Source organism: Streptomyces sp. NPDC021562 (assembly GCF_040640875.1).
GTDB lineage: Bacteria > Actinomycetota > Actinomycetes > Streptomycetales > Streptomycetaceae > Streptomyces.
Window position 1 is genome coordinate 129,365 of sequence record NZ_JBFACN010000005.1, and the last position, 22,927, is coordinate 152,291.

17 protein-coding genes and 1 tRNA gene are annotated in these 22,927 nt (G+C 71.2%); 7 read left to right on the forward strand and 11 right to left on the reverse strand.

Translation table 11 applies throughout. The features are described 5' to 3' along the window. Nucleotides 1-136: 136 nt before the first annotated feature. The 5 genes from AB0G52_RS09525 to AB0G52_RS09545 all read right to left on the reverse strand — a co-directional run bounded on the left by AB0G52_RS09525 (nucleotide 137) and on the right by AB0G52_RS09545 (nucleotide 6,329). Complete coding sequence (locus tag AB0G52_RS09525; protein ID WP_132891960.1) at nucleotides 137-388, reverse strand: hypothetical protein; 252 nt, start codon at nucleotides 386-388, stop codon at nucleotides 137-139. Nucleotides 389-521: 133 nt separating this feature from the next. Beyond that, nucleotides 522-2,687: a fructose-specific PTS transporter subunit EIIC gene (locus AB0G52_RS09530; RefSeq protein WP_361335319.1), complete on the reverse strand. Its 2,166-nt coding sequence runs from the start codon at nucleotides 2,685-2,687 to the stop codon at nucleotides 522-524. 265 nt (nucleotides 2,688-2,952) lie between these two features. Next, the gene (gene pfkB, locus AB0G52_RS09535) at nucleotides 2,953-3,900 is read right to left on the reverse strand and encodes a 1-phosphofructokinase (protein WP_132891979.1); all 948 of its coding nucleotides are present in this window, start codon (nucleotides 3,898-3,900) and stop codon (nucleotides 2,953-2,955) included. Between the two features lie 29 nt (nucleotides 3,901-3,929). After that, nucleotides 3,930-4,691, reverse strand: a complete 762-nt coding sequence (locus AB0G52_RS09540) for a DeoR/GlpR family DNA-binding transcription regulator (protein ID WP_132891962.1) — start codon at nucleotides 4,689-4,691, stop codon at nucleotides 3,930-3,932. A 180-nt stretch (nucleotides 4,692-4,871) separates the two neighbouring features. Next, nucleotides 4,872-6,329, reverse strand: a complete 1,458-nt coding sequence (locus tag AB0G52_RS09545) for an MFS transporter (RefSeq protein ID WP_361335788.1) — start codon at nucleotides 6,327-6,329, stop codon at nucleotides 4,872-4,874. A 230-nt stretch (nucleotides 6,330-6,559) separates the two neighbouring features. Between AB0G52_RS09545 and AB0G52_RS09550 the strand changes: the two genes are divergently transcribed. Continuing rightward, nucleotides 6,560-7,531 (forward strand): YafY family protein, encoded by a 972-nt coding sequence (locus tag AB0G52_RS09550; protein WP_207921869.1) that lies wholly within the window; start codon nucleotides 6,560-6,562, stop codon nucleotides 7,529-7,531. A gap of 76 nt (nucleotides 7,532-7,607) precedes the next feature. Here the strand turns inward: AB0G52_RS09550 and AB0G52_RS09555 are convergent, their stop codons facing one another. Further along, complete coding sequence (locus tag AB0G52_RS09555; RefSeq protein ID WP_361335791.1) at nucleotides 7,608-8,237, reverse strand: TetR family transcriptional regulator; 630 nt, start codon at nucleotides 8,235-8,237, stop codon at nucleotides 7,608-7,610. Nucleotides 8,238-8,827: 590 nt separating this feature from the next. Beyond that, nucleotides 8,828-9,841 (reverse strand): sigma-70 family RNA polymerase sigma factor, encoded by a 1,014-nt coding sequence (locus AB0G52_RS09560; protein WP_132891964.1) that lies wholly within the window; start codon nucleotides 9,839-9,841, stop codon nucleotides 8,828-8,830. Nucleotides 9,842-10,065: 224 nt separating this feature from the next. Between AB0G52_RS09560 and AB0G52_RS09565 the strand changes: the two genes are divergently transcribed. Beyond that, entirely contained in the window at nucleotides 10,066-10,584 is a 519-nt protein-coding gene (locus AB0G52_RS09565; RefSeq protein ID WP_361335323.1) for an N-acetyltransferase family protein, read from the forward strand. Nucleotides 10,585-10,675: 91 nt separating this feature from the next. On the opposite strand, the gene AB0G52_RS09570 is transcribed toward AB0G52_RS09565, so the two are convergent. After that, the gene (locus AB0G52_RS09570; RefSeq protein ID WP_361335326.1) at nucleotides 10,676-11,488 is read right to left on the reverse strand and encodes a class III extradiol ring-cleavage dioxygenase; all 813 of its coding nucleotides are present in this window, start codon (nucleotides 11,486-11,488) and stop codon (nucleotides 10,676-10,678) included. Between the two features lie 118 nt (nucleotides 11,489-11,606). On the opposite strand from AB0G52_RS09570, the gene AB0G52_RS09575 reads away from it, so the two are divergent. Continuing rightward, entirely contained in the window at nucleotides 11,607-12,122 is a 516-nt protein-coding gene (locus tag AB0G52_RS09575) for a MarR family transcriptional regulator (protein ID WP_132891966.1), read from the forward strand. A gap of 88 nt (nucleotides 12,123-12,210) precedes the next feature. On the opposite strand, the gene AB0G52_RS09580 is transcribed toward AB0G52_RS09575, so the two are convergent. Continuing rightward, on the reverse strand, nucleotides 12,211-13,749 hold the full coding sequence (locus tag AB0G52_RS09580) for an MFS transporter (RefSeq protein WP_132891967.1): 1,539 nt from the start codon (nucleotides 13,747-13,749) through the stop codon (nucleotides 12,211-12,213). 272 nt (nucleotides 13,750-14,021) lie between these two features. Then, nucleotides 14,022-14,672, reverse strand: coding sequence for a helix-turn-helix domain-containing protein (locus AB0G52_RS09585; RefSeq protein WP_361335330.1), 651 nt, complete (start codon nucleotides 14,670-14,672; stop codon nucleotides 14,022-14,024). A gap of 688 nt (nucleotides 14,673-15,360) precedes the next feature. Here AB0G52_RS09585 and AB0G52_RS09590 point away from each other — a divergent pair. From AB0G52_RS09590 to AB0G52_RS09600, 3 genes are all read left to right on the forward strand, one after another. Continuing rightward, on the forward strand, nucleotides 15,361-16,641 hold the full coding sequence (locus AB0G52_RS09590; RefSeq protein ID WP_132891983.1) for a M6 family metalloprotease domain-containing protein: 1,281 nt from the start codon (nucleotides 15,361-15,363) through the stop codon (nucleotides 16,639-16,641). 144 nt (nucleotides 16,642-16,785) lie between these two features. Next, entirely contained in the window at nucleotides 16,786-18,435 is a 1,650-nt protein-coding gene (locus AB0G52_RS09595) for an IclR family transcriptional regulator C-terminal domain-containing protein (RefSeq protein WP_361335333.1), read from the forward strand. A gap of 67 nt (nucleotides 18,436-18,502) precedes the next feature. Next, nucleotides 18,503-18,575 (forward strand) — tRNA-Arg (locus tag AB0G52_RS09600). Nucleotides 18,576-19,278: 703 nt separating this feature from the next. Here the strand turns inward: AB0G52_RS09600 and AB0G52_RS09605 are convergent. Then, nucleotides 19,279-19,572, reverse strand: coding sequence for an AbrB/MazE/SpoVT family DNA-binding domain-containing protein (locus tag AB0G52_RS09605; RefSeq protein ID WP_361335336.1), 294 nt, complete (start codon nucleotides 19,570-19,572; stop codon nucleotides 19,279-19,281). Nucleotides 19,573-20,092: 520 nt separating this feature from the next. Between AB0G52_RS09605 and AB0G52_RS09610 the strand changes: the two genes are divergently transcribed. Next, nucleotides 20,093-22,540: an N-6 DNA methylase gene (locus AB0G52_RS09610; protein WP_361335339.1), complete on the forward strand. Its 2,448-nt coding sequence runs from the start codon at nucleotides 20,093-20,095 to the stop codon at nucleotides 22,538-22,540. Nucleotides 22,541-22,927 lie beyond the last annotated feature (387 nt).

The window sequence follows — 22,927 nt, forward strand, 5'->3', positions numbered from 1 at the left end:
GTACTGGATGTACTTGGGTCTGGGCCCGGTGCGGCGAGTGGGGGTCCCCCCGGCCGAAGGCTGGGGGAGCGTGCATGGCGTCGCGGGGCAGACGGGAATTTGACGACAGGGCCTGGCGCCGGGCCTTCCGGGCGGCTCAGCGGCCGCCGAGGCGGCGGACCAGGCCGGCGAAGGCGTCCTGTTCGGCCGGGGTCAACTCCACGACCTCCCGCGAGGGGCTGGGCCTGAGCGGGTGCGGGAAGCCGGGCAGGGTGTCCGCGGTGTACCGGGCGAGGGCCTCGCGGCGGTTGCGGCGCAGCAGGCGTGTCACGACGGCCGCCCAGGCCACGGTCGCCAGGGTGAGCGCGGCCATGCCGATCAGCTGGAGGGTCGAGACGTGCTCAGGCATACGCCCCAGTACACACCACGGTCCGGGACTTTGGCCCCGGACCGTGACGTATCTCGCAGGTGCCGTGAACAACTCACAGCGAATCAAAGGGACAAGAGGGGTGCGGACCCCGCGGGGCGGGCCGCGCGGGCGCTCAGGCCGCGACCGGCTGCTTGGCCTCCTTCGCGGGGACGGCCGGGCCGGAGACGGCGCCGCCCTCCGAGGCCTGTCCGGCCGGCTTGCGCATGCCCTTCAGGATGACGACCAGGGCGGTGGTGACGCAGACGCCGACGGCGATGGCGATCAGGTAGAGGAACGGGTTGCCGATCAGCGGGACCACGAAGATGCCGCCGTGCGGGGCGCGCAGGGTGGCGCCGAAGACCATCGACAGGGCTCCGGTGATCGCGCCGCCGACCATCGAGGAGGGGATCACGCGCAGCGGGTCGGCCGCGGCGAACGGGATCGCGCCCTCGGAGATGAAGGAGGCGCCCAGGACCCAGGCGGCCTTGCCGTTCTCGCGCTCGGTCTCGGTGAAGAGCTTGCCGCGCACGGTGGTCGCGAGGGCCATCGCCAGCGGCGGGACCATGCCGGCCGCCATGACCGCGGCCATGATCTTCATCGCGGAGTCGCTCGGGCTGGAGACCGCGATACCGGCGGTGGCGAAGGTGTACGCGACCTTGTTGACGGGACCGCCGAGGTCGAAGCACATCATCAGGCCGAGCAGGGCGCCGAGCAGGACGGCGTTGGAGCCGGAGAGGCCGTTCAGCCAGTCGGTCATGCCCTTCTGGGCGGAGGCGATGGGCTTGCCGACCACGACGAACATCAGGAAGCCGACGATCGCCGTGGAGATCAGCGGGATCACCACCACCGGCATGATGCCGCGCAGCACCGCCGGGATGTTGATCTTCTGGATCGCCATCACCACACCGCCGGCCAGCAGACCGGCGACCAGACCGCCGAGGAAGCCCGCGTTGATGGTGGAGGCGATCATGCCGCCGACGAAGCCGGGGACCAGGCCCGGCCGGTCCGCCATGCCGTAGGCGATGTAGCCCGCCAGGACCGGCACGAGGAAGCCGAAGGCGACGGCGCCGATCTGGAACATCAGGGCGGCCCAGCTGTCGGTCTGGGTCCACACGAAGTGGTTCAGCACCGACGGCGCCGACTTGATCTCGTAGCCGCCGATCGCGAAGCCGAGGGCGATCAGCAGACCGCCGGCCGCGACGAAGGGCACCATGTAGCTCACGCCGGACATCAGCCACTTGCGCAGCTTGGTGCCGTAGCCCTCGCCCGCCTCCCCGGCGCGCTCGACCGGCGTGGCCGGTGCGGAACCGGAGGTGACCTCGCCGCGGGCGGCCTTCGCGCGGACCTCGCCGATGAGGTCGGCGGGGCGGTTGATGCCCGCCTTCACGCCGACGTCGACGGTCGGCTTGCCGGCGAACCGGTCCTTCTCGCGCACAGGGACGTCGTGGGCGAAGATCACGCCGTCCGCCGCCGCGATGACCGCGGGGTCGAGCCGGGTGAAGCCGGCCGAGCCCTGCGTCTCGACGACGAGTTCGACGCCCGCCTCGCGGCCCGCGTTCTCCAGGGACTCGGCGGCCATGTAGGTGTGGGCGATGCCGGTGGGGCAGGAGGTGACGGCGACGATCCGGAAGGGACGCGCGTGGCCTTCCGGTCCCGCGTCCTCGTCACTGGCCGCTGCGGTGCCGGCGGAGGCCGCCACCGGCGCCGCAGCGGTGTTCTGGGGGGCGCCCGCGGCGCCCTGGGCGGCGTCCGCACCGGCGCCCTGGTCGGCGTCCGCACCGGCGCCCTGGGCGGCGTCCGCACCGGCGTCGGCGGTGCCCTTCGCGGGCTGCGCGGACGCGTCGGCCGCCGTGGGCGTCTCGTCGCCCCGGATCAGCGCCGCCGCGGTCCCCGCGTCGGCCGCCGCGCGCAGCGCGTCCGTGAACTCGCTGTTCATCAGCTGGCGGGCCAGCGAGGAGAGGATCGTGAGGTGGGCGTCGTCGGCGCCCGCGGGGGCCGCGATCAGGAAGATCAGGTCGGCGGGGCCGTCGGGCGCGCCGAAGTCGATGCCGGCGGCGCTGCGCCCGAAGCCGAGCGTCGGCTCGGTGACATGGGCGCTGCGGCAGTGCGGGATGCCGATGCCGCCGTCGAGTCCGGTCGGCATCTGGGCCTCGCGGGCGGCCACGTCGGCGAGGAAGCCCTCCAGGTCGGTCACCCGGCCCAGGGCCACCATGCGCTCGGCGAGGGCGCGCGCCGCCGCTTCCTTGGTGTCGGCGGACAGGTCGAGATCGACCAGGTCCGCGGTGATCATGTCGCTCATCGCGGGCTCCTATGCACGCGTATCGCCCGGAGTGTGGGGTGGGCGGGGGTGGGGAGGGGGGTGCCGTGGGGGGCGGGGGTGCCCTGGGGGGCGGGGTGGGAGACGGGGCCGGGGAAGCCCCGCCTCCCGGGGACGGCGGGGCGGCTCAGGGTGCCCCGACGGCCCGTCGGCGCGGCGAGTAACGAGGGACCTCGCCGCTCCCGGGCCGGTTGTCGGCGGGCGGCGCCGGGGCGGAGCGCGGCGGTACGGGCGGTCGTGTCCGAGGTCATGACACCGGCTCCGTCAGTTCGCGGTCGACGGGGACGAGGTCGGTGACGGTCACCGCCGCGGGGTCCAGGTCGGCCGGGGTGGGCATCACGCTGCCGGGCAGCTGGACGGCGGCCGCGCCGTGGGCGACGGCGGAGGCGAGGGCCTGCGGACCGCTGCCGCCGGCGATGAGGAAGCCGGCCAGGGAGGAGTCGCCGGCGCCGACGTTGCTGCGGACGGTGTCCACGCGGGCGCTCGCGAACCAGGCGCCGGTGTCCGCCACCAGGAGCTGGCCGTCGGCACCCAGGCTGGCGAGCACCGCACCCGCGCCCATGCCGCGCAGCTCCTCGGCCGCCTTCAGGGCGTCGCCCACGGTCGAGAGGGGACGCCCGACGGCTTCCGCGAGTTCCTCGGCGTTGGGCTTCACCACGTCGGGGCGTGCACGCAGCGCTTCCAGCAGCGCGCGCCCGGAGGTGTCGAGGGCGATACGTGCGCCCCCGGCGTGCGCCCGGGCGACGACATCGGCGTACCAGGAGGGGGCGAGCCCGCGCGGCAGGCTGCCGCAGCAGGCGATCCAGTCGGCGTCGCGGGACTGCTCGCGGACGGTCTCCAGGAGGAGTTCCTGCTCGGCGGCCGAGAGCTCGGGGCCCGGCGCGTTGATCTTGGTGAGTACCCCGTCGGACTCCGCGAGGGCGATGTTGGAGCGGGTGGCCCCGGCGACCGGGACCGGCGCGACCTCGATGCCCTGCGTGTCCAGCAGCTCGGCGACGAGCGCGCCCGGCGCACCACCCAGGGGCAGGACGGCCACCGTGCGCCGGCCGGCCGCGGCGACGGCACGGGAGACGTTCACCCCCTTGCCGCCGGGGTCCATGCGTTCGCCGGTGGCGCGGATGACCTCGCCGCGCTCCAGGGCGGGGACCTCGTAGGTGCGGTCGAGGGAGGGGTTGGGGGTGACGGTGAGGATCATGCCCGTACCGCTCGTGCTGTTCGTGGTGCTCATGCTCGTACTACTTCCGTGCCGCCGCGCTCGATGGCGGCGGCGTCCTCGGCGGTCAGTCCGGTGTCGGTGATCAGCAGGTCCACGTCGGCCATGGCGCCGAAGCGGGCGAAGTGCTCCTGGCCGTGCTTGGCGGAGTCGGCGAGCAGGACCACCCGGCGGGCGGCGGCCACGGCGGCCCGCTTGACCGCGGCCTCGGCGAGGTCGGGGGTGGTCAGGCCCTGCTCGGCGGAGAAGCCGTTGGCGGCGACGAAGAGGACGTCCGCGCGGATCTCGCTGTACGCGCGCAGCGCCCAGGCGTCCACGGCGGCGCGCGTACGGTGCCGTACCCGCCCTCCGACCAGGTGGAGCTGGATGCCCGGGTGGTCGGCGAGACGGGCCGCGATGGGCAGGCTGTGGGTGACGACGGTGAGGTCCGCCTCCAGCGGGATGGCCGCGGCGAGCCGGGCGACCGTCGTGCCGGCGTCGAGGATCAGGGTGCCCTCGACGGGCAGTTCCGGCACGGCGGCCTTGGCGATGCGGTCCTTCTCGTCGGCCGAGGTGGACTCGCGTTCGGCGAGGTCCGGCTCGAAGTCGAGGCGTCCGGCCGGAATGGCGCCGCCGTGCACCCGGCGGACCAGGCCTGCCCGGTCGAGGGCCTTCAGGTCACGGCGGATCGTCTCCTGGGTGACCTGGAACTCCTCGGCGAGGGACACGACGTCCACCCGGCCGCCGTCACGGGCGAGCCGGAGGATCTCCTGCTGCCGCTCCGGTGCGTACATGCCCCTGTGCCTCCGTTCCGGCCGACGACGTCCACTCGATGTCCGGCCGGGTCCGACTGTGTCCGACTGATGCCCGAACTTGTGGTTTCTCTTCGGAGGCTACGCCGGGATTTCCGGAAAGTAAACAGGTTCGGACCTCAAACGGGCATGATCGGACTTCCGGCCCCTTCCGGACGGCGGTCAGTGGACGAGTTCGCCCTCCTGCTCCGGCGCCTCCGCGCCCCTCTCCGGAAGCGGCTCGTCCGCCGCGCCCGCCTCCGGGTGCCGCGCCGGGCGCTTCGGCAGGGCGAACATCAGCAGGAAGATCACGCCCAGGACGGCGGCCACCCACAGCAGCGCGTGCCGGAAGGCGTGCGCGAACGCCGGGCCGACCTCGGCCGGGGCCAGCCGGTCGCCGACGACGCCGAAGAAGACGACCGAGACCAGGCCGAGGCCGAGCGCGTTGCCCATCTGCTGCACGGTGTTGATCAGGCCGGAGGCGGAACCGGCGTGCTCGCGCGGCACCTCCGACAGCACCGCGTCGGTCAGCGGGGCGACGATCAGCCCCATGCCCGCGCCCATCACCACCAGCGGCAGCGCCATCTGCCAGGAGGCGACGGCGAGGCCGTAGCGGTGGGACTCCCAGACGTAGATCAGCACACCGAGCGCCATCAGCAGGGCGCCGGCCTGGAGCACCCCGCGGCCGAAGCGCGGGACCAGCTTCTGCACGGACAGACCGGCCGCGACGGACACGGCGAGGGAGAACGGCACCCCCGTGAGGCCGGCGTGCAACGGGCTCCAGCCGAGGCCGATCTGCATGTACAGCGTCCAGACCAGGAAGAACACCCCGAGCGCGATGCCGAAGACGGTCTGCACGGCGATCCCCGCGGCGAAGCTCTTCACCCTGAAGAGGGACGTCTCGATGAGCGGGGAGCCGTCGGCGGCGGCCTTCCGGCGCTCGTAGGCGACGAGGACGCCGAAGACGACGAGCGCGCCGGCCATCGACGCGTACCCCCACAGCGGCCAGCCCAGCTCGCGGCCCCGGGTCAGGGGGTAGAGCAGCATCAGCAGGCCGAGGGTGACCAGGGCGACGCCGACCAGGTCCAGCTTCAGGGCGCGCGGCGCCTTGGATTCGGTGATGTAGCGGCGGCCGAGCAGCAGCGCCGCGATGCCGACCGGGAGGTTGATCAGGAAGATCGGACGCCATGCGAGACCGAACAGGTTCCACTCGGTGAGGAGGGCGCCGAGCAGCGGACCGGAGACCGCGCCGAGGCCGACGATCGCACCGAACAGGCCGAAGACCTTGCCGCGTTCGCGGGCCGGGAAGGTGGCGTGCACGATCGACAGCACCTGCGGGACCATCATCGCCGCCATGGCGCCCTGCAGGATCCGGGCGGCGACCAGTGTCTCCGGGTTGGCGGCGAAGCCGCACAGGGCCGAGGCGAGGGTGAAGCCGGCGACGCCGACGAGGAACAGCCGCTTGCGGCCGTGGATGTCGCCGAGGCGGCCGCCGGTGATCAGACAGGCCGCGAAGGCGAGGGCGTAACCGGCGGTGATCCACTGGATCTGGCTGAACGAGGCGCCGGCGTCCCGCTGGATGGAGGGGATCGCGATGTTGACGATCGTGACGTCGACGAGGTCCATGAAGGCGGCGGTCATCACGATGGCGAGGGCCAGCCAGCGGTGCGGTGCACCGGGGGAGGCCGAGGTCCCGGGTGTCGCCGGGGTGAGCGTGGTGGGCCGGGTGCCGCTGCGTCCCGGCCGGGCGTGCAGTGCTCCGCGCCGCTGGGGAGTGCCCTGGGGGCCGTTCATCTCGCTGGAGGTCATGGGACGAACCTAGAGAGGAATTAGGCCAGATCCTGTCCTCTTGATACGGCATGCTCGGACGCATGACGACGGACACCCCGGCCCGGCTGCTTCAGCTTCTGTCTCTCCTCCAGACGCCCCGTGAGTGGCCAGGGGGCGAACTCGCCGAGCGGCTCCAGGTGTCCCGGCGCACCGTGCGGCGGGACATCGACCGGCTGCGGGAGCTGGGCTACCCGGTGGAGGCCAGCAAGGGTTCCGACGGCGGGTACCGGCTGGTCGCCGGCAAGGCCATGCCGCCGCTGCTGCTCGACGACGAGGAGGCGGTGGCCATCGCGGTCGGGCTGCGGGCCGGGGCCGGGCACGCCGTCGAGGGCGTGGACGAGGCGTCGGTGCGGGCGCTGGCCAAACTGGAACAGGTGCTGCCGGCCCGGCTGCGGCACCGGGTGAGCACGCTCCAGGCCGCGACCACTCCGCTGACCAGCGGGGACGGGGCGAGTATCGCGCCCGAGACGCTGACTGTGATCGCCTCCGCGGTGGCGGGGCGGGAGCGGCTGCGGTTCGCCTACCGGGCGGCCGACGGGAGCGAGAGCCGGCGGCAGGCCGAGCCGTACCGGCTGGTGTCGACCGGCCGACGCTGGTACCTCGTGGCGTACGACATCGACCGCGCCGACTGGCGGACGTTCCGCGTGGACCGGGTGAGCGAGCCGTTCGCGACCGGGGCGCGGTTCACCGCACGCGAGTTGCCGACCGGGAACGCGGCGGAATTCCTCCGGCGGTCCATCCAACGGCAGCAGCAGACGTACGAGTTCGAGGTCGCGTTCGCCGCGTCGGCGGCGGAGGTGGGGGCGCGCGTCCCGGCATGGGTGGGAACACCGGTGGCGGAAGGGGACGGTGGCCGGTGTGTCCTCCGGGGGGTGACCGGGGATCAGGTGGAGTGGCTGGCGGTGCGGTTGGCGATGACCGGGTACGAGTTCGAGGTGCGGGCGCCTTTGGAACTCGTCGAGCGCGTGAAGGAGTTGGGGGCCCGTCTGAGCCGGGCCGGCGGGGGGTCCTGAGGGGGCGCCTGGGTGGGCGCCTGGGCGGGTGCCTGAGCGGGCTCTTGGGCGGGCGGGGCGGTGCCGGTGGTCCTGGTCACGCTCCCTCTGCCTGCCAGTCGAAGCCCCGCAGCGCCTCCAGGTTCCGCAGTGCCAGCGCCATCGGTCCCTGCTCCCCCGTCGGGGCGGCCGTGCCCGCCGCCCAGGTCTCCATCGCCACCCGCACGGCGGCGCCGGCCACCGCCGCGGTGAAGCGGAGGCGCGGTGAGGGTGCAGGGGCAACGTTGTCGCCGCCCCGCGCGGTGCGCTCCGCCAGGATCGACGCCAGGTGGTGTTCGGCGGACTGGCAGACCTCCGCCCACACCTTCCGCAGGGCGGGACTGGTGTCGGCCAGGTGGATCAGGGTGCGGACCCATTCCCAGGAGGCCGCCGAGACCCCGGCGCCCGGGGTGAGGGTGTGGCGGACCGCGTGTTCGAGCGCCGCGGGCACGGAGAGGGCGGCCGGGGCGGACCGCACCGCCTCCGCCCAGCGCTGGGCGCCGGTCACGTAGAGGGGGGCGATCGCCTCTTCCTTCGTGGCGAAGTAGCGGTAGAACGTGCGCGGGGCGATACCCACGGCCTGCGCGATGTCCTCGGCGCGGGTGGCCCGTAGGCCCTGTCGTACGAAAAGGCCCGCGGCCGCACGGGCGATCTCCATCCGGGTCTCCGCCTTGCGCCGTTCCGTCAGGGAGGCGGTCGGGGGGGTTTGCGTGTTCTGCGTGTTCTGCCCGGGGGTGTCGCCGGTGGTGCGGGGGGTGCTCACCTCGGCAGGCTATGCCTCTGTGGCAGAATCTGCCATCCGGTGGTTCACCCCGTGGTTCAGGTACGGGGTGGACCACCGTCTCCATGTGCGGGAGCGGAGCGGGAGCGGACCGGCAAGTGAGAGCGCGGAAACCTGGAAGCGCGGCCCCCTGAAAGCATGGAGCCGGGCTCCGGCGCCCGGGGGGGGATGGGCGCCGAAGCCCGGCTCTTGGTAAGTCCCGGCGCCGGGGGGATGGTGCGTCGGGACGTGGCTCAGGGGCAGGTTGTCAGAGGTCGTCGCGGGCGGTCGGGGTCCGCTGGAACGTTTCGTCCCCTCGAACTCCCGGCTCCTGGGCCCATCGGACCCGGACCCAGAGTGCTTGTTCCCGGCGCGCGGCTCTTGAAGCGGCGGTAGCGCGCCATGTTTGCGCCGTCTTTCGCCACCCGGCGCACGCATCCAGGGTAAGGGGCACCTCGCGCGCCCCCAGGCGCGCGAGCCCCACCATCACGCCTTCCTCTCACAACCCCCTCACGCCCTCACGCCGCCGGTTCGAACCCGGTGGAACGGGCCAGCTTCTTCAGTTCGAGGAGGGCGTGCTTCTCGATCTGGCGGATCCGCTCACGGGTCAGTCCGTGCTCCTTGCCCACCTCGGTCAGCGTGCGCTCACGGCCGTCCTCGATGCCGTACCGCATCTTGATGATCGACGCGGTGCGCTGGTCCAGACGGCCGATCAGGTCGTCCAGCTCCTCGCTGCGCAGCAGGGTCAGGACGGACTGCTCGGGGCTGACCGCCGACGTGTCCTCCAGGAGGTCGCCGAACTGCGTGTCGCCCTCGTCGTCCACCGACATGTTCAGCGAGACCGGGTCGCGGGCCCAGTCGAGGACGTCGATGACGCGCTCCGGCGTGGAACCGAGCTCGGCGGCGATCTCCGCGGGCTCCGGGTCGCGACCGTTCTCCCGGTTGAACTCGCGCTGGACACGGCGGATCCGGCCCAGCTCCTCCACCAGGTGGACGGGGAGCCGGATGGTCCGGGACTGGTCCGCGATGGAGCGGGTGATGGCCTGCCGGATCCACCAGGTAGCGTAGGTCGAGAACTTGAAGCCCTTGCGGTAGTCGAACTTCTCGACGGCGCGCACCAGGCCGGCGTTGCCCTCCTGGATCAGGTCGAGGAGGGGCAGGCCGCTGCGCGGGTAGCGCCGCGCGACGGCCACGACAAGGCGGAGGTTGGAGCGGATGAAGATGTCCTTCGCCCGCTCGCCGGCGGCGACGAGCGCCTCCAGCTCCTCACGGGTGGCGTCCGAAGCGGACTCCTCCTCGCCGTCGAGGACCTGCCGCGCGAACACACCCGCCTCTATGTCCTGGGACAGCTCGACTTCCTTGGCGGCATCGAGCAGCGGTGTGCGCGCGATCTCGTCGAGGTACATGCCGACCAGGTCACGGTCGGCTATCTCGCCGCCGTGGCCGCGAACGGCACGGGCGCGAACACTGCTTGCCGAGTCGGCCGCCTCGCCAGTGGCGGTCTTACGACGGGCGACGGCACGGGTTGCCATGCGTGCTCCCTTGCGATGGTGGGCGGGCGGGTGGTCCTGTCGGTCCTTCAGCTGCCGGGTCCTCGACTCGACGCCCTGGGGAACTCCACTCCTGGAACTCCTCGGACTCTCGCCGAGTGCCCTGCATCTGATGGAAACAACGACTGGAATCCGGACAGAATTCCCACCACGCACCCCGAATTTCTGATCATGCAGTATCCTGCCCGCCCCCGTGAGGAGACCGGATGCCGTCGGAACGCACAGAGGTGCAGGTCAGGCCGGGGAGCGAGGGGGACCTCGCAGCCCTCACCGAGATCTACAACCACTACGTCCGTGAGACGCCCATCACATTCGACACGGTGGCCTTCACTCCGGAAGAGCGTCGGCCGTGGCTGCTCTCCCACCCGGAAGACGGCCCGTACCGCCTGATGGTTGCCGTGGCGGCGGACTCACAGGAGATTCTCGGGTACGCCACATCCAGTCCCTACCGAGCGAAACCGGCCTACGCGACCTCGGTGGAGACCACCGTCTACGTCGCCCCGCACGCCGGCCGACGCGGTGTCGGCACCCTTCTCTACGAGGCCCTCTTCGAGGCGCTCGCCGGCCAGGACCTGCACCGCGCCTACGCGGGCATCGCACAGCCGAACGAGGCGTCCACCCGGCTGCACGAGCGCTTCGGCTTCGGGTACGTCGGCACGTACCGCGAGGTGGGCCGCAAGTTCGGCCGCTACTGGGACGTCGCCTGGTACGAGCGCCCGCTCTGACCGCCGCACGCACGAGCGCCCCCTACGCGCGAGCGCCCGCCACAACCGCGCCGCTAAGCGCGAGCGCCCGTCACGGCTGCCCCGCCGCGCGTCACCCGAACTGCACCGACCGCTTCGCCATCCCCATCCAGAACCCGTCGATCACCGACTTCTGCGCGTCGAGACCGCCGCCGGCGTCCGCCGCGCCCATGGTGACGAAGAGCGGGGCGAAGTGTTCGGTGCGCGGATGGGCGTAGCGGCCGGCCGGGGCCTTGTCCAGGAAGTCCAGCAACGCGTCCCAGTCGCGGTGCTCCAGCGCCCGGCGGCCCCAGTCGTCGAACTCGGAGGACCAGGTCGGCACACCGCCCCCGGCGTGGCGCAGGGCGGCGAGGTTGTGGGTGAAGAAGCCGGAGCCGACGATCAGCACGCCCTCGTCGCGCAGCGGGGCGAGCCGGCGGCCTATCTCCATCAGCCGGACCGGGTCGAGGGTGGGCATGGAGATCTGCAGGACGGGGATGTCGGCGGCCGGGAACATCTCCACCAGGGGAACGTAGGCGCCGTGGTCCAGACCGCGGTCCGGGATGTCCTGCACGGGGATGCCGGGGGCGCGCAGCAGCTTGCGCACGCTCTCGGCCAGCTCCGGTGCGCCGGGGGCGGCGTACTGCACCTTGTAGTAGTGCTCGGGGAAGCCCCAGAAGTCGTAGACGAGCGGGACGGTCCGCACGGCACCGAGGGCGAGAGGGGCCTCCTCCCAGTGCGCGGAGACCATCAGGATCGCCTTCGGGCGGGGCAGGTCGGCGCTCCACGCGGCCAGCTCGCCCGGCCAGACCGGGTCGTCGGCGAGCGGCGGCGCGCCGTGGCTCAGGTAGAGCGCGGGCATGCGCTCCTGGGAGGCGGCGGATCGCTCCGGGGCGGCGGCGGACATGACGGCGACTCCCTCCGGGCCTTTGCCGGACCCGATGTTTTAACTCTCAAGCTTTACACCCGACACCTTACGCCGGACTTGTTTAATTTTCAAGGAGAGGCCTCGTAGAGTGGGATACATGAATAGGGCATCCTTCGACTCCGCCGCCACGCAGGACCGCTGGCTCACCGCCGACGAACAGCGCGTCTGGCGCTCGTACCTGCATGCCTCGACCCTGCTGGAGGACCATCTGGACCGCCAGCTCCAACGGGACGCGGGGATGCCGCACATCTACTACGGCCTGCTCGTCGGCCTCGCCGAGGCGCCCGACGGGCGGCTGCGGATGACCGAGCTGGCGAGGAACGCGAAGATCACCCGGTCCCGGCTGTCGCACGCCGTGGCCCGCCTGGAGAAGAACGGCTGGGTCAGGCGGGAGGACTGCCCCTCCGACAAGCGCGGCCAGTTCGCCGTGCTGACCGACGAGGGCGCCGAGGTGCTGCGGCGGACCGCGCCGGGCCACGTGACCGCCGTACGGCAGGCGCTGTTCGAACGGCTGACCCCGGAACAGCAGCAGGCCCTCGGCGAGATCATGCAGATCGTCGCCGAGGGCCTGCAGCCCAGCGATGCGGGCGCGGACCTGCCCTGGCTCCGCTGAGGAGCCGCTCCGCTGCGGAGCCGCTCCGCCGAGGAGCCGCTCCGCCGAGGAGCCGGACAGGCCCGCGGGGGTACCCCGAACGGTGGTCTCAGTGGGCGACCACCGGGATCGCCACGTCGTCAGCCGCGCCGTCCCCGGAGGCCACGGGAGTTGCTTCCGGCTTGCCGGCGTTGACCAGGGTCACCACGATGACCGCGGCCAGCACCAGCATGCCGACGGCGAACCAGATGGCGTTGGTGTAGCCGTGCACCGCGCCCTGCATCTGGACCAGCTGCTGCTGCGGCTTGGAGGTCGCGGTGGCGATGTGGTCCTTGATGTACGACGTCGTCGCGGACGCGGCGATCGTGTTCAGCAGGGCGGTGCCGATGGCGCCGCCCACCTGCTGCGAGGTGTTGACCATCGCGGAGGCGACACCGGCGTCCCGCGGCTCGACGCCGAGCGTGGCCAGGGACATGGCCGGCATGAACGCCGTACCCATGCCGAGGCCGAGCAGCAGCACCGCCGGCAGGACCGTCGAGGCGTACGACGAGCCGATCTCCAGCCGGGTCATCAGCAGCATGCCGAGCGAGGCGACCAGGAAGCCCGGGCCCATCAGCATCCGGGCCGGGACCCGGGTCATCAGCCGGGTGCCGATCTGGGTGGAGCCGACCATCATGCCCGCGACCATCGGCAGGAAGGCGAAGCCGGTCTGGATCGGCGAGAAGCCCTTGATGGCCTGGAGGTAGTAGGTCAGGAAGAGGAAGGTGCCGAACATCGCGATGATCGCGATACCGAGGGAGAGGTAGATACCGCCGCGGTTGCGGTCGGTGACCACGCGCAGCGGCAGCAGCGGGGCCTTGACGCGGGCCTCGGTGACGACGAACGCGATCAGCAGTACCGCGGCGGCGACGAACAGGCCGATGGTGGTGGCGTCGCCCCAGCCGTCGGACTCGGCGCGGGTGAAGCCGTAGACCAGGGAGACCAGGCCGAGGGTGGACAGCAGCACGCCGGGGATGTCGAGCGGGTTGCGGTTGCGGCCGCCCTCCGGCTCACGGATGACGAAGTACGCGCCGAGCGCGGCCACGATGGCGAACGGGATGTTCACGAAGAACGTCCAGCGCCAGTCCAGGTACTCGGTGAGCACACCGCCGAGGATGAAGCCGACGGCGCCGCCGCCACCGGCGATCGCACCGTAGATACCGAACGCCTTGGCACGCTCCTTGGCGTCCGTGAACATCACGGCGAGCAGGGACAGCGCGGCCGGGGCGAGCATGGCGCCGAAGACGCCCTGGAGGGCACGGGCGCCGAACATCATCGCGCCGGAGGTCGCGGCGCCGCCCAGCGCGGAGGCCGCGGCGAAGCCGGTCAGGCCTATGACGAAGGCCCGCTTGCGACCCCACAGGTCGGCGATGCGGCCGCCGAAGAGGAGCAGACCGCCGAAGGCGAGGGCGTAGGCCGTGACGACCCACTGCCGGTTGCCGTCGGAGATGCCCAGGTCGGTCTGGGCGGAGGGCAGTGCGATGTTCACGATGGTGGCGTCGAGGACGACCATCAGCTGGGCGAGCGCGATGAAGACGAGCGCTTTCCAGCGGTTGGCGTCACCGGACGGGGCCGGTGCGCCGGGAGCCTTGGCGGCTGTTTGAGACATGGGGGTACCCACTTCGTGACTTCGTGACTTCGTGACGGGAAGTCGGGAGTTCGTGACGGAAGAAGTGCTGCGTGGAAACGTGCTGCGTGAAGGAGGACGCGTGGAATACGGACGCGTCGACGAGGGATGCGTGAAAGAGGGGACCTGTCGGCGGCCCCGGACTAATCGGCTGTCGGACTGATCGGCTTCGTACTGATCGGCGGACGGACTGATCGACGGACGGACTGATCGGCTTCGTACTGATGGGCTGTCGGACGGTTTTCGCGGCTGGGTCAGGCCTGGCGCAGGTCCTCCATGGTCACGGCCGTGCCCGGCAGATCGGAGCGGGCAGGGGCCCGCAGCCCGTCCAGGAACAGCTGAAGATGACGGTGGACGAAGCGGTCGTTGATCAGGCAGCCGGTACCGGCCGGCGGCCGGCTGAGCTGGGCCACGGCGATCATCACATCGCCGACACCCACGTCCGGACGGAGCTGCCCTGCCGCCTTGGCGCGGTCCATGAGCTGCCCGATGAGGTGCTCGCACCGCTCACGCGCCGCTTCGAGATCGGGGTGGTTCTTGTCGAAGGTGCTGGAGACCATCGGGCACAGCGCGCTGACCCGCTCGTCGGCGGACGTGTGCACGAACCGCTCCAGCGCCCCGAAGGCGTCGCCGGTCTCCGCGAGCGCCAGCTCGGCCGCCTCCGACGTCCGGTCCATCACGGAGCAGACGACCTCACGGACGAGCGCGTCGCGGTCGGGGAAGTTGCGGTACAGGGTGGCGTTGCCGACGCCGGCCCGGCGGGCGATCTCGTCGAGGGGCACCTCATGGCCGTGCTCGGTGAACATCTCGCGGGCGGCGGTGACGATCCGCTCCCGGTTGCGCAGGGCGTCGGCGCGGGGCCGGGGCGCCTTGCGCACGGCGGGGGTGGCGGTCGCGGTCTGCACGGCGCACTCCTGTCCAGTTCGATCGGTCGGTGGGTCTGACTGTCGAACGATCCGGGGACCGGCTCCCCGTTTCGCTCGGACACAGGTCTAAACGGGGAGACGGTCCCCGGTTATTTCCCCACCCTCGACACAATCACTGTGATCTGAGTCACACCCGCATGCCCGCGGAAATCCCACGATCGGCCTCTACAGCGCGCGCCCCCACCCCCGTCGTCACAGGGTGATCGAAAGGGTGCAGCCTGACACCGGCGGCTGCCGTGGCGCGAAAGGTCCATGCATGCAGCCGCAGCAGCCCGGCCGCCGTAACCCCGTGAGCCGCAGCACCCCCACGCACCGCCGAGGACCCGCCCACCGCCGCCTGCGGCTTCCCAAGGGCCGCCGGGGGGCCACCAACGGCGGGACGCCCACGGGCGCCGGGATATCCGCGGACCGCGAGCCAGCCAGGGACCGCCGAACCCCCACGGACCACCGGCCCTCCAGAGACCCCCGGCCCCCCAGAGACCCCCGAACCTCCGCGAAACGCCAGACCTCCGCGGATCTCCGGGCCTCGACGGACCCCCGGACCTCCACGGACCACCGGACCTCCACGGACCCGCGGACCTCCACGGACCACCGAGCACCCGCGAACCCCCGGACCTCCACGGACCGCCGAACACCCGCGAACCACCGGACCTCTTCGAACCGCCGAATACCCGCGGCCGACCGCATACGCCGCCACCGCCGTGCGGTCTGCCTCGCCGCCCTCACCGCACTGCTCCTCGTGGTCGGCACCTCGGCGGGCACCGGGCACCTGACGACGGCCCCCACACCGGCCGGGGCCGGCCCGTTCGCCCTGGCCCGCTCCGCCGCCTACAGCCCCTGCCTGCTCAGCGGCGGTCACAACGTCCAGATGACCGAGGGCATCCCGACCCCCGGCGGCTACTCCCGCTCCACCGGCACCGTGCACGCCCTGACCCTGATGGTCGACTTCCCCGACGCGCCCGGCCAGGGCAGCGCGCTCGACCGCTACGCCGAGTTCTTCCCGCAGACCCAGGAATGGTTCCGCACGGCTTCCTACGGCAAGCTCGACTACCGGCCCGAGGCGCCCGTAGACCACTGGCTGCGGATGCCCAAGCCGTTCAAGGCCTACGGGATAGAGCGGGGCGCCCCCTTCGACCCCGGCTACCGGCAGCTGGTCCAGGACATCGTGGCCGCCGCCGACCCGGACGTGGACTTCCGGTCGTACGACCTCCTGAACGTGCTGGTCACCCCGAACGCCGGCCCGTCCGCCCTGGACACCGTCCTGTCGGTGACCTTCGCGGGCAACGGCGACGCCCCCGTCGCCGACGGCGTCCCGGTCGCCAACGCGTCCTTCGTGTACTCCCGCCAGGACGACGGCTCCGGCTCCTACGCCCGCACCGGCTACCGGGTCCTCCCCCACGAGAACGGCCATGTCTTCGGCCTGCCCGACCTCTACACCCAGGAGGGCGGAGGAGCGGTGGGGCACTGGGACATCATGAGCGAGGACTGGGGCGCCGACAACGACCTGCTCGCCTGGCACAAGTGGAAGCTGGGCTGGCTGGACGCGGACCAGGTCAGCTGTGCGGCGGCCCGGGGCACCGCCGACTACACCCTCACCCCGCTGGCCCGCACCGGCGGCCGCAAACTCGTCTTCGTCCCCGTCGACGCCCGCACCGGCTACGCCCTGGAAGTGCGCGCCAAAGGCGGCAACGACGAGGAGGTCTGCCGCCCCGGCGTCCTGATCTACAAGGTCGACGCGAACGTCGACACCGGCCGCGGGCCCATCAAGGTCTATGACGCCCACCGCGACAGCGGCGGCTGCACCCGCAGCCCCAACGTCCAGGCGGAACTATCCGACGCCCCGTTCGGCCCGGGCGAAACCTTCAAGGACCCACGACACAAGATCGAGGTACGGGTGGAGGGGGTGGAGGGGGACGGGGGGTACCGGGTGCGGGTGATCCGGGGGTAGGCAGGATCGTGGGCCCCACCTCCTGGGCCCGACCCCGCACGCCACCTCCTGGCTCGTCCCAGCCCAAGGGACCACGGTTTACGGTAGGCGTGCCCTGAACGAGGCCTGCGCCGCCCCCCGCCGGCCGGCCGTACCGGAGAGCCGATGACCGCCGCCACCCCCCTGCCCTCCCCGCCCTCCCCGCCCTCCCCGCCCTCCCCGCACTCCTCGTCCCCTCTTCCTCCGTCCTCCTGCTCCGCGGGGAACGAAGCGCAGCCGCCCGCCGAGGCGGTCGCCCCGCTGATCCGGGGTGTCGCGGTGCTGGAGGCGCTGACCGGGGCGGGCGGGACGCTGAGCGCGAGCGCGCTGGAACGGCGCACCGGCCTGGCCCGTTCCACGGTCGACCGGATCACGGCGACCCTGGCGCGCACGGGGTACGTCCGTCTGGACGGCCGGGACGCGGTGCTCACGCCCCGGGTGATGGAACTGGGCAACGCCTACCTGGCCGCCCTCCGCCTCCCCGCCCTGCTCGACGCACACGCCGACGCGCTGGCGGACGAACTGGACGAGTCCGTGTCCCTGGCGGTCGCCGACGGGGACGGCATCCGTTTCATCCACCAGGCCACCCGCCGCCGAGCCCTGTCCGTCAGCTTCCGCATCGGCGACCTGCTGCCGGCCGAACGCACCGCACCCGGCCCGTTGTTCGCGGCTCAGTGGACCGAGCCGGAGTGGACGGCATGGCGCGCCCGGCGCACGGCGGATCCCACCGACGCGGGTTTCCCGGCCGTACCGCCCAGGGGTCCCGGCGGTCAGGACGACTTCGTGTCCCGGGCGGAACGGGCCCGCCAGGACGGCTGGGCCCTGGACGACCAGCTGATCGAACCGGGCCTGGTGGCGGTGTCCGTGCCCGTCCGCGACCCGGCCTCCGGCCGGCCGGCGTGCGTGGCCAGCGTGGTGAGCCATACGAGCCGTCACACCGCGGCGGACCTGCGCGACACCCTCCTCCCCCGCCTGCGCACGGCGGTCACAGCGATGGAACGGGAACTGCGCGAGGCGCGCCCCCCGGAGCCCGGCCCGCCCCCCGCCGACCTGGCGACCTGGACCACCGCGTCCAAGCACGAACTGGGCCGCGACTTCGTGGAGTCCCTCGCCAGGGGCCTGACGGTCCTCACGGCCTTCGGCGAGGGCCGCTCGGTCCTGACCCTGACGGACGTGGCCAAGGCGACGGGCCTGGCGAGGGCGACGGCCCGCCGCGCCCTGATCACGTACGAGCACCTGGGCCTCGTGACGGCACAGGACCGCACCTTCGCCCTCACCCCCCGGGTACTGTCCCTGGGCTACCCGCCCCTCTCCCGCACGACCCTGGCCCGCCTGGTGGCCCCGCACCTGCGCGCCCTCGCGGACCACCTGAACGAGCCGACGGCACTGGCGGTCTCGGTCCCGGGAAGCGCCCCGGAGGAGATCCAGTACATCGCGGTGGCGGCCACCAGCAGGGTCCTCACCGTGGACATCACGGTCGGCACCCGCCTCCCCGCCACGCACACCGCACTCGGCCGAGCCCTGCTCACCCCGGACGCCCCGCCCGGGTACGCCCTGGCGGACGAGGAACTGGAGTCGGGCCTGCGCTCGATCGCGGTACCGGTACGAGACCGGGCAGGCCGCCCGATCGCAGCCCTGAACGTCGCCACCCACGCCGCCCGCCGCACCCTGGACGACTGCGTGACGGACTTCCTCCCCGCCCTGCGCACCACGGCGAACGCCATCCAGACCGACCTCCACACCGCCACCCGCTTCACCCGGATCCCACTGTCCTGACACCCCCACACCCCACCAGCGGAATCCGGTACGCTGACGCCTACGGTTTACAGCCGCGCACCACCCCGCCTTCGTAGCTCAGGGGATAGAGCACCGCTCTCCTAAAGCGGGTGTCGCAGGTTCGAATCCTGCCGGGGGCACAACGTATTACGGCTCTGACCTGGGGTTTCTTCCCCAGGGAGGGCTTCTACCCGGCCCCGGACGCCTCGTCCGGGGCCGTTTGCGTGAGCGGACGGGGAGTTGATCTCCCAATCATTTTCCAACGAATCAGCATCATCCGACTCGAACTCCGAGTCGGGCATCTCCGTGCTATGGAACTCGGACACCGCTTCGGAAGCGGTGGTGTTCTCCGAGGTGGCACGGGTGCGCGGTACGAGCGGGCTACCGCCGCGATTGCAGCTTCGTTTTTGAAGACCCCGCCATGACGTTCGGCAACACGAACCCCGGCGGGGCGACACGAGGGCGGCCCACCACGTGTACCAGGTGGGCCGCTCTCGGCTCCTCAGGCGGGACCGGGATCGAAGATCTCGTGTCCACCGACCCGGCGCCAGATAACGTGCGGCTCACCTTCGCGGAGTTCATCTCCGTACTGCCAGGTGGCGCGCCCGTCAGGCGCCCAGGTCATTTCCATGATGGGACGCTCGCCGTCAGGGAGCCTGACTCCCTGGACCGGCTTGACCCGGAGGCCGGGCCGAAACTGCCCAGTCGCAACATCCGGTACGAACTTGTTCCGGACGGTGTCTTCAAACCGCTCTCGCTCCTGCGGAAGGAGCTTCTTGAAGTCGCGGTCGAAGCGGGCAGTCGTCGCGAAAGTCGGCAATAGGGTCTCCAGGTGGGTCGGGGTCAGCTCTCCTTGTCGAGGTGCGCGAACATGCCGTCCACGTCCTCGTGACGGGTTGTACGCCCAGCCGCGATGTCTTCGCTGGCCTCACGCTCGCCCGCCTGCCACCGCTCCGCCCAGAACCACGCCTGATCGGTGCGGATCTTCCTCAGCCCGTGAACCTCGACGATGCCGGCGTCGTTGATCTCGAACTCAAGCTCGTCGCCTGGGGAGACCCCCAGCGCCTCGCGTACGGCCGCAGGCAGCGTCAGCTGCCCCTTGTCGCGCACGCTGGCCTGGAACGTAGCCGCAGCCATGGATGACCTCCCACTCTCACCTTCCATGTCTCCTTCGCTACTCAGGCTACCCAGGATTTAGCTAAATTGCGACTCTCCAACTTTCCAACTTTCTCACAGTCTACCATCGCCGGCAGTAGACCAGATGCACAGAAGAGACGCGCGGTACAAGCCTGGCTGCGGCGTGTCGGCCATGATGGTGATCGAGGAGTGGTGGAGTATCCCCGAAGTTGATCCCCAGGGGCCTGGCACCGACCGAAGGACAGTTCGTCCGGCGAGGGGCCTGACGGACCCCGCCACGCGTCGCGCGAGCGAGCAGGATGGCCCCAACACCCCCTTCAGGACAGCTACGCGGCGGTCACGTTCTCCGAGACGGTGACCGTAGCGGTAACCAAAGGGCCGACACCTCACGAAACCCTGGTTCTGACAACCCAAGACGATTGCGCACTCCAAGTGCGCAGTTGGCTCGCAGAGTCGTGCGCCTCTAGGCTCACTCTTCATCGACCACTGCCCATGGCGCAGTTGAAGGGGGCCTACGCTCATGTCGTATCCGCCAACCAGTGAGGATCCGCTGCTCGGACGAGCGCAGATTGCCACGCTCGCAGGCGTAAGCCGACCGACCGTAACAGCCTGGGAAAGACAGGAGACCGACTTCCCCTCGCCGCGGCGCTCCAACGGACAGGACTACTTCCGACGGTCGGAAATCATGGACTGGCTGGACCGGCGGCCGGTGCCGTCCGGGCGGCTCACCTCAGGAGAGCCCGTCGGCACCACCTACGGGACTCGTGCCCGGAAGGGGGAAGAAGTCGGGGAGCCCCCAGCCGGCGCGACAAAGCACCGTCTCGGCACCGGGTCGCCATACCGCATGCCGACCGGCGCTGTCGATGAACCCCGCCCCGAGAACCGGCGGATCGTAACCGATCTCATGGGCAGCCTCGTCGACCGGGTACGGGGCGCGGCCAGCGTGCTCGACTATCTGAACCTGCTGCTCTGCCTCCACTACCTGCGCGGCGCCGCCGCGGACCGCTTCGAGACATTGGCCGCCCGCGCCCGCGCCCTCAACAGTCTTGACGATGCAGCTCAGTTACTTCGGGACGTCGGCCGCGCGGCGGACGAGGACATGCGTGGCCTCGGCGTCCATTCGAGCATGCAGGAGGCGTTGGAGCGCCTGGAGCCGCGGACCGCTCGTGACCTTCGCAACGTCGTGGACGCGATGAGCCGCCTCACCGAGGACGTGTTCGGGCTCATCCTCGACGAGTATGAGCAACGAGCCGCGCTGGGCAGCGGCGAGTTCTTCACTCCTCGCCCTGTGGTCCGGCTGATGACGCGGCTGGCCTGCTCAGAGTTCGGTCCCGGGGAACCGGAGTCCGTCTACGACCCCTACGCCCGTGACGGCGGGTTCCTCATCGAGGCCATGGCCGCCTGCGCCGTGGACAAGGACGGTCTGCCACGCAAGGACACGCTGCGCACGTACGGCGAGACCCGGCGCGCCGACACCTGGCGACTGGCGACCATGAATCTCCTTCTTCATGGTGTCCCCCCAGCTCTCGACCTCAAGCGCGCAGCTCCCTGGCACGACGGCCCGGGACGGGCCCCGCTGGAATCGTTCGACATCGTGCTCACCAACCCGCCGTTCAACATGAGCGACCCCGGCCGCGAAGAGCGCCACGAGGGGCAGTGGGCGTACGGGGCTCCGCCGCTCGACAACGACAACCTTGCCTGGGTCCAGCACTGCCTGGCCAAGCTGCGCAAGCGGGGCCGAGCCGCGATCATCATGCCCAACAAATCAGGCAACTCCGGTCACAAGGCCGAGCGAGTCATCCGGCGGAATCTGGTGGAGAGCGGCGTCGTCGACTGTGTCATCGCCCTGCCGGCCCAGTTGTTCACCCGCACCGCCGTACCGGTCTCGGTGTGGATACTGCGCCACCCCGACAACCCATGCGATGGCACATTGTTCCTCGACGCACGGCGCATGGGAGCGAAGAACGGATCGCGTCGGGTCCTCAGCGCCCTGGACGCCGAAGTTCTTCTCGACGCCTACCGCGCTCACAGGAACGCGGTAGGGGCTACATCTCCCCTGGGGACGACGACCGCGAAGCCTTACGTGCCCGCCGCCCTGGTATCCCCGGAAGAACTGCGGCGCAGCGACTACTCGCTCAACCCTCTTGACCATGTCGAACGCCGGAGCGATGAGGAGCGCGGCATCGAGCAGGAGCTCGTGTCCGCCCGGGAGCGGCTGAGCGACGCCGAAGAGCACCTGAGGGGCATACAGGACGCCGCCGCTCAGCTCCCGTACGTCGGGGACCATGGACCGCTGCTCCGGAGGGACCAGCCGGCCTCGATGGCCAGCCTCGACTCACTGTGCGAGATCCAGGCCGGACCGTCCTATTCCAAGCTCGGCAAGAAGCAGCGCAGCACCCACGGCCCGGTTCCCGTGGTCTTCCCACGGCATCTGAAAGACCGGCGTATCAGTGACGATGCGGACGAGCGGGTGACAGAGGAGACGGCCCGCCGGCTGAGGAACTTCGAGCTACGGCACAAGGACATCGTGTGTGTCCGCTCCGGTGCGATCGTTCCGCCAGCACTGGTGCAACAGCATCAGGCAGGCTGGCTGATGAGCCCCAATGTCATCCGGCTCCGTGTGCCCGAGGAGCAGGAGGACCGGCTGCTGCCGGAGTACCTGCTCCACTACATGTGTCTGGACGAGTCCGTCGCCTGGATGCGGGACCGGGCCGCCGCCACCGCTGCACCGTCGCTCCGGTCCGAATCCCTCGGGTCGATGCGGATTCCGCTGCCGGAGCTGGCCGAGCAGCAGGAAATCGTGGCCGCGCTGAACGGCCTTGACGAGCTGGACCGCGCGCATCTGGCCGTCGCTGCCTCAGTGCGGCGCACCCGCACCGTCCTGGCCGCTGCACTGCTGGGCCCGTCTACCGAACCCAGCCCTGGCACCTTCCCTCGCCGCCGATTCGAGAAAGAAGCGTCGCTGTGAACGTCCGGCACCAATCGTCCGCTCCGACAATCCCTCCCCCAACGTCGGCCTCCGAGCCCACGAACAATGCTTGGATTCCCTGGCTGCTGGTCATGGTGCTGTTCTCTGCCCTTGTCGCGGTATGCGTCGGATTCCTCAAGGTCCTCGACGGCACCCCAGCTTCCGGGGCTCTGCTCTCGGCAGGTGCAGCGTTCGGAGGAACCGCACTACTCTGCTTGGCTGTGGTGCCGGTAGTCCAACAGTTGCGTCAGCGCGGCTAACCAGCTCCTTGTAAATCCCCGGGCGCGTGAGCGATGCGTGAGCGGACAGTCCGGCACGAGGTGTCAACGAGCGGGATTGAGCACAAGGACGCGGGGCGCTGATCAGGCAAAACAGCACCCCGCGGCA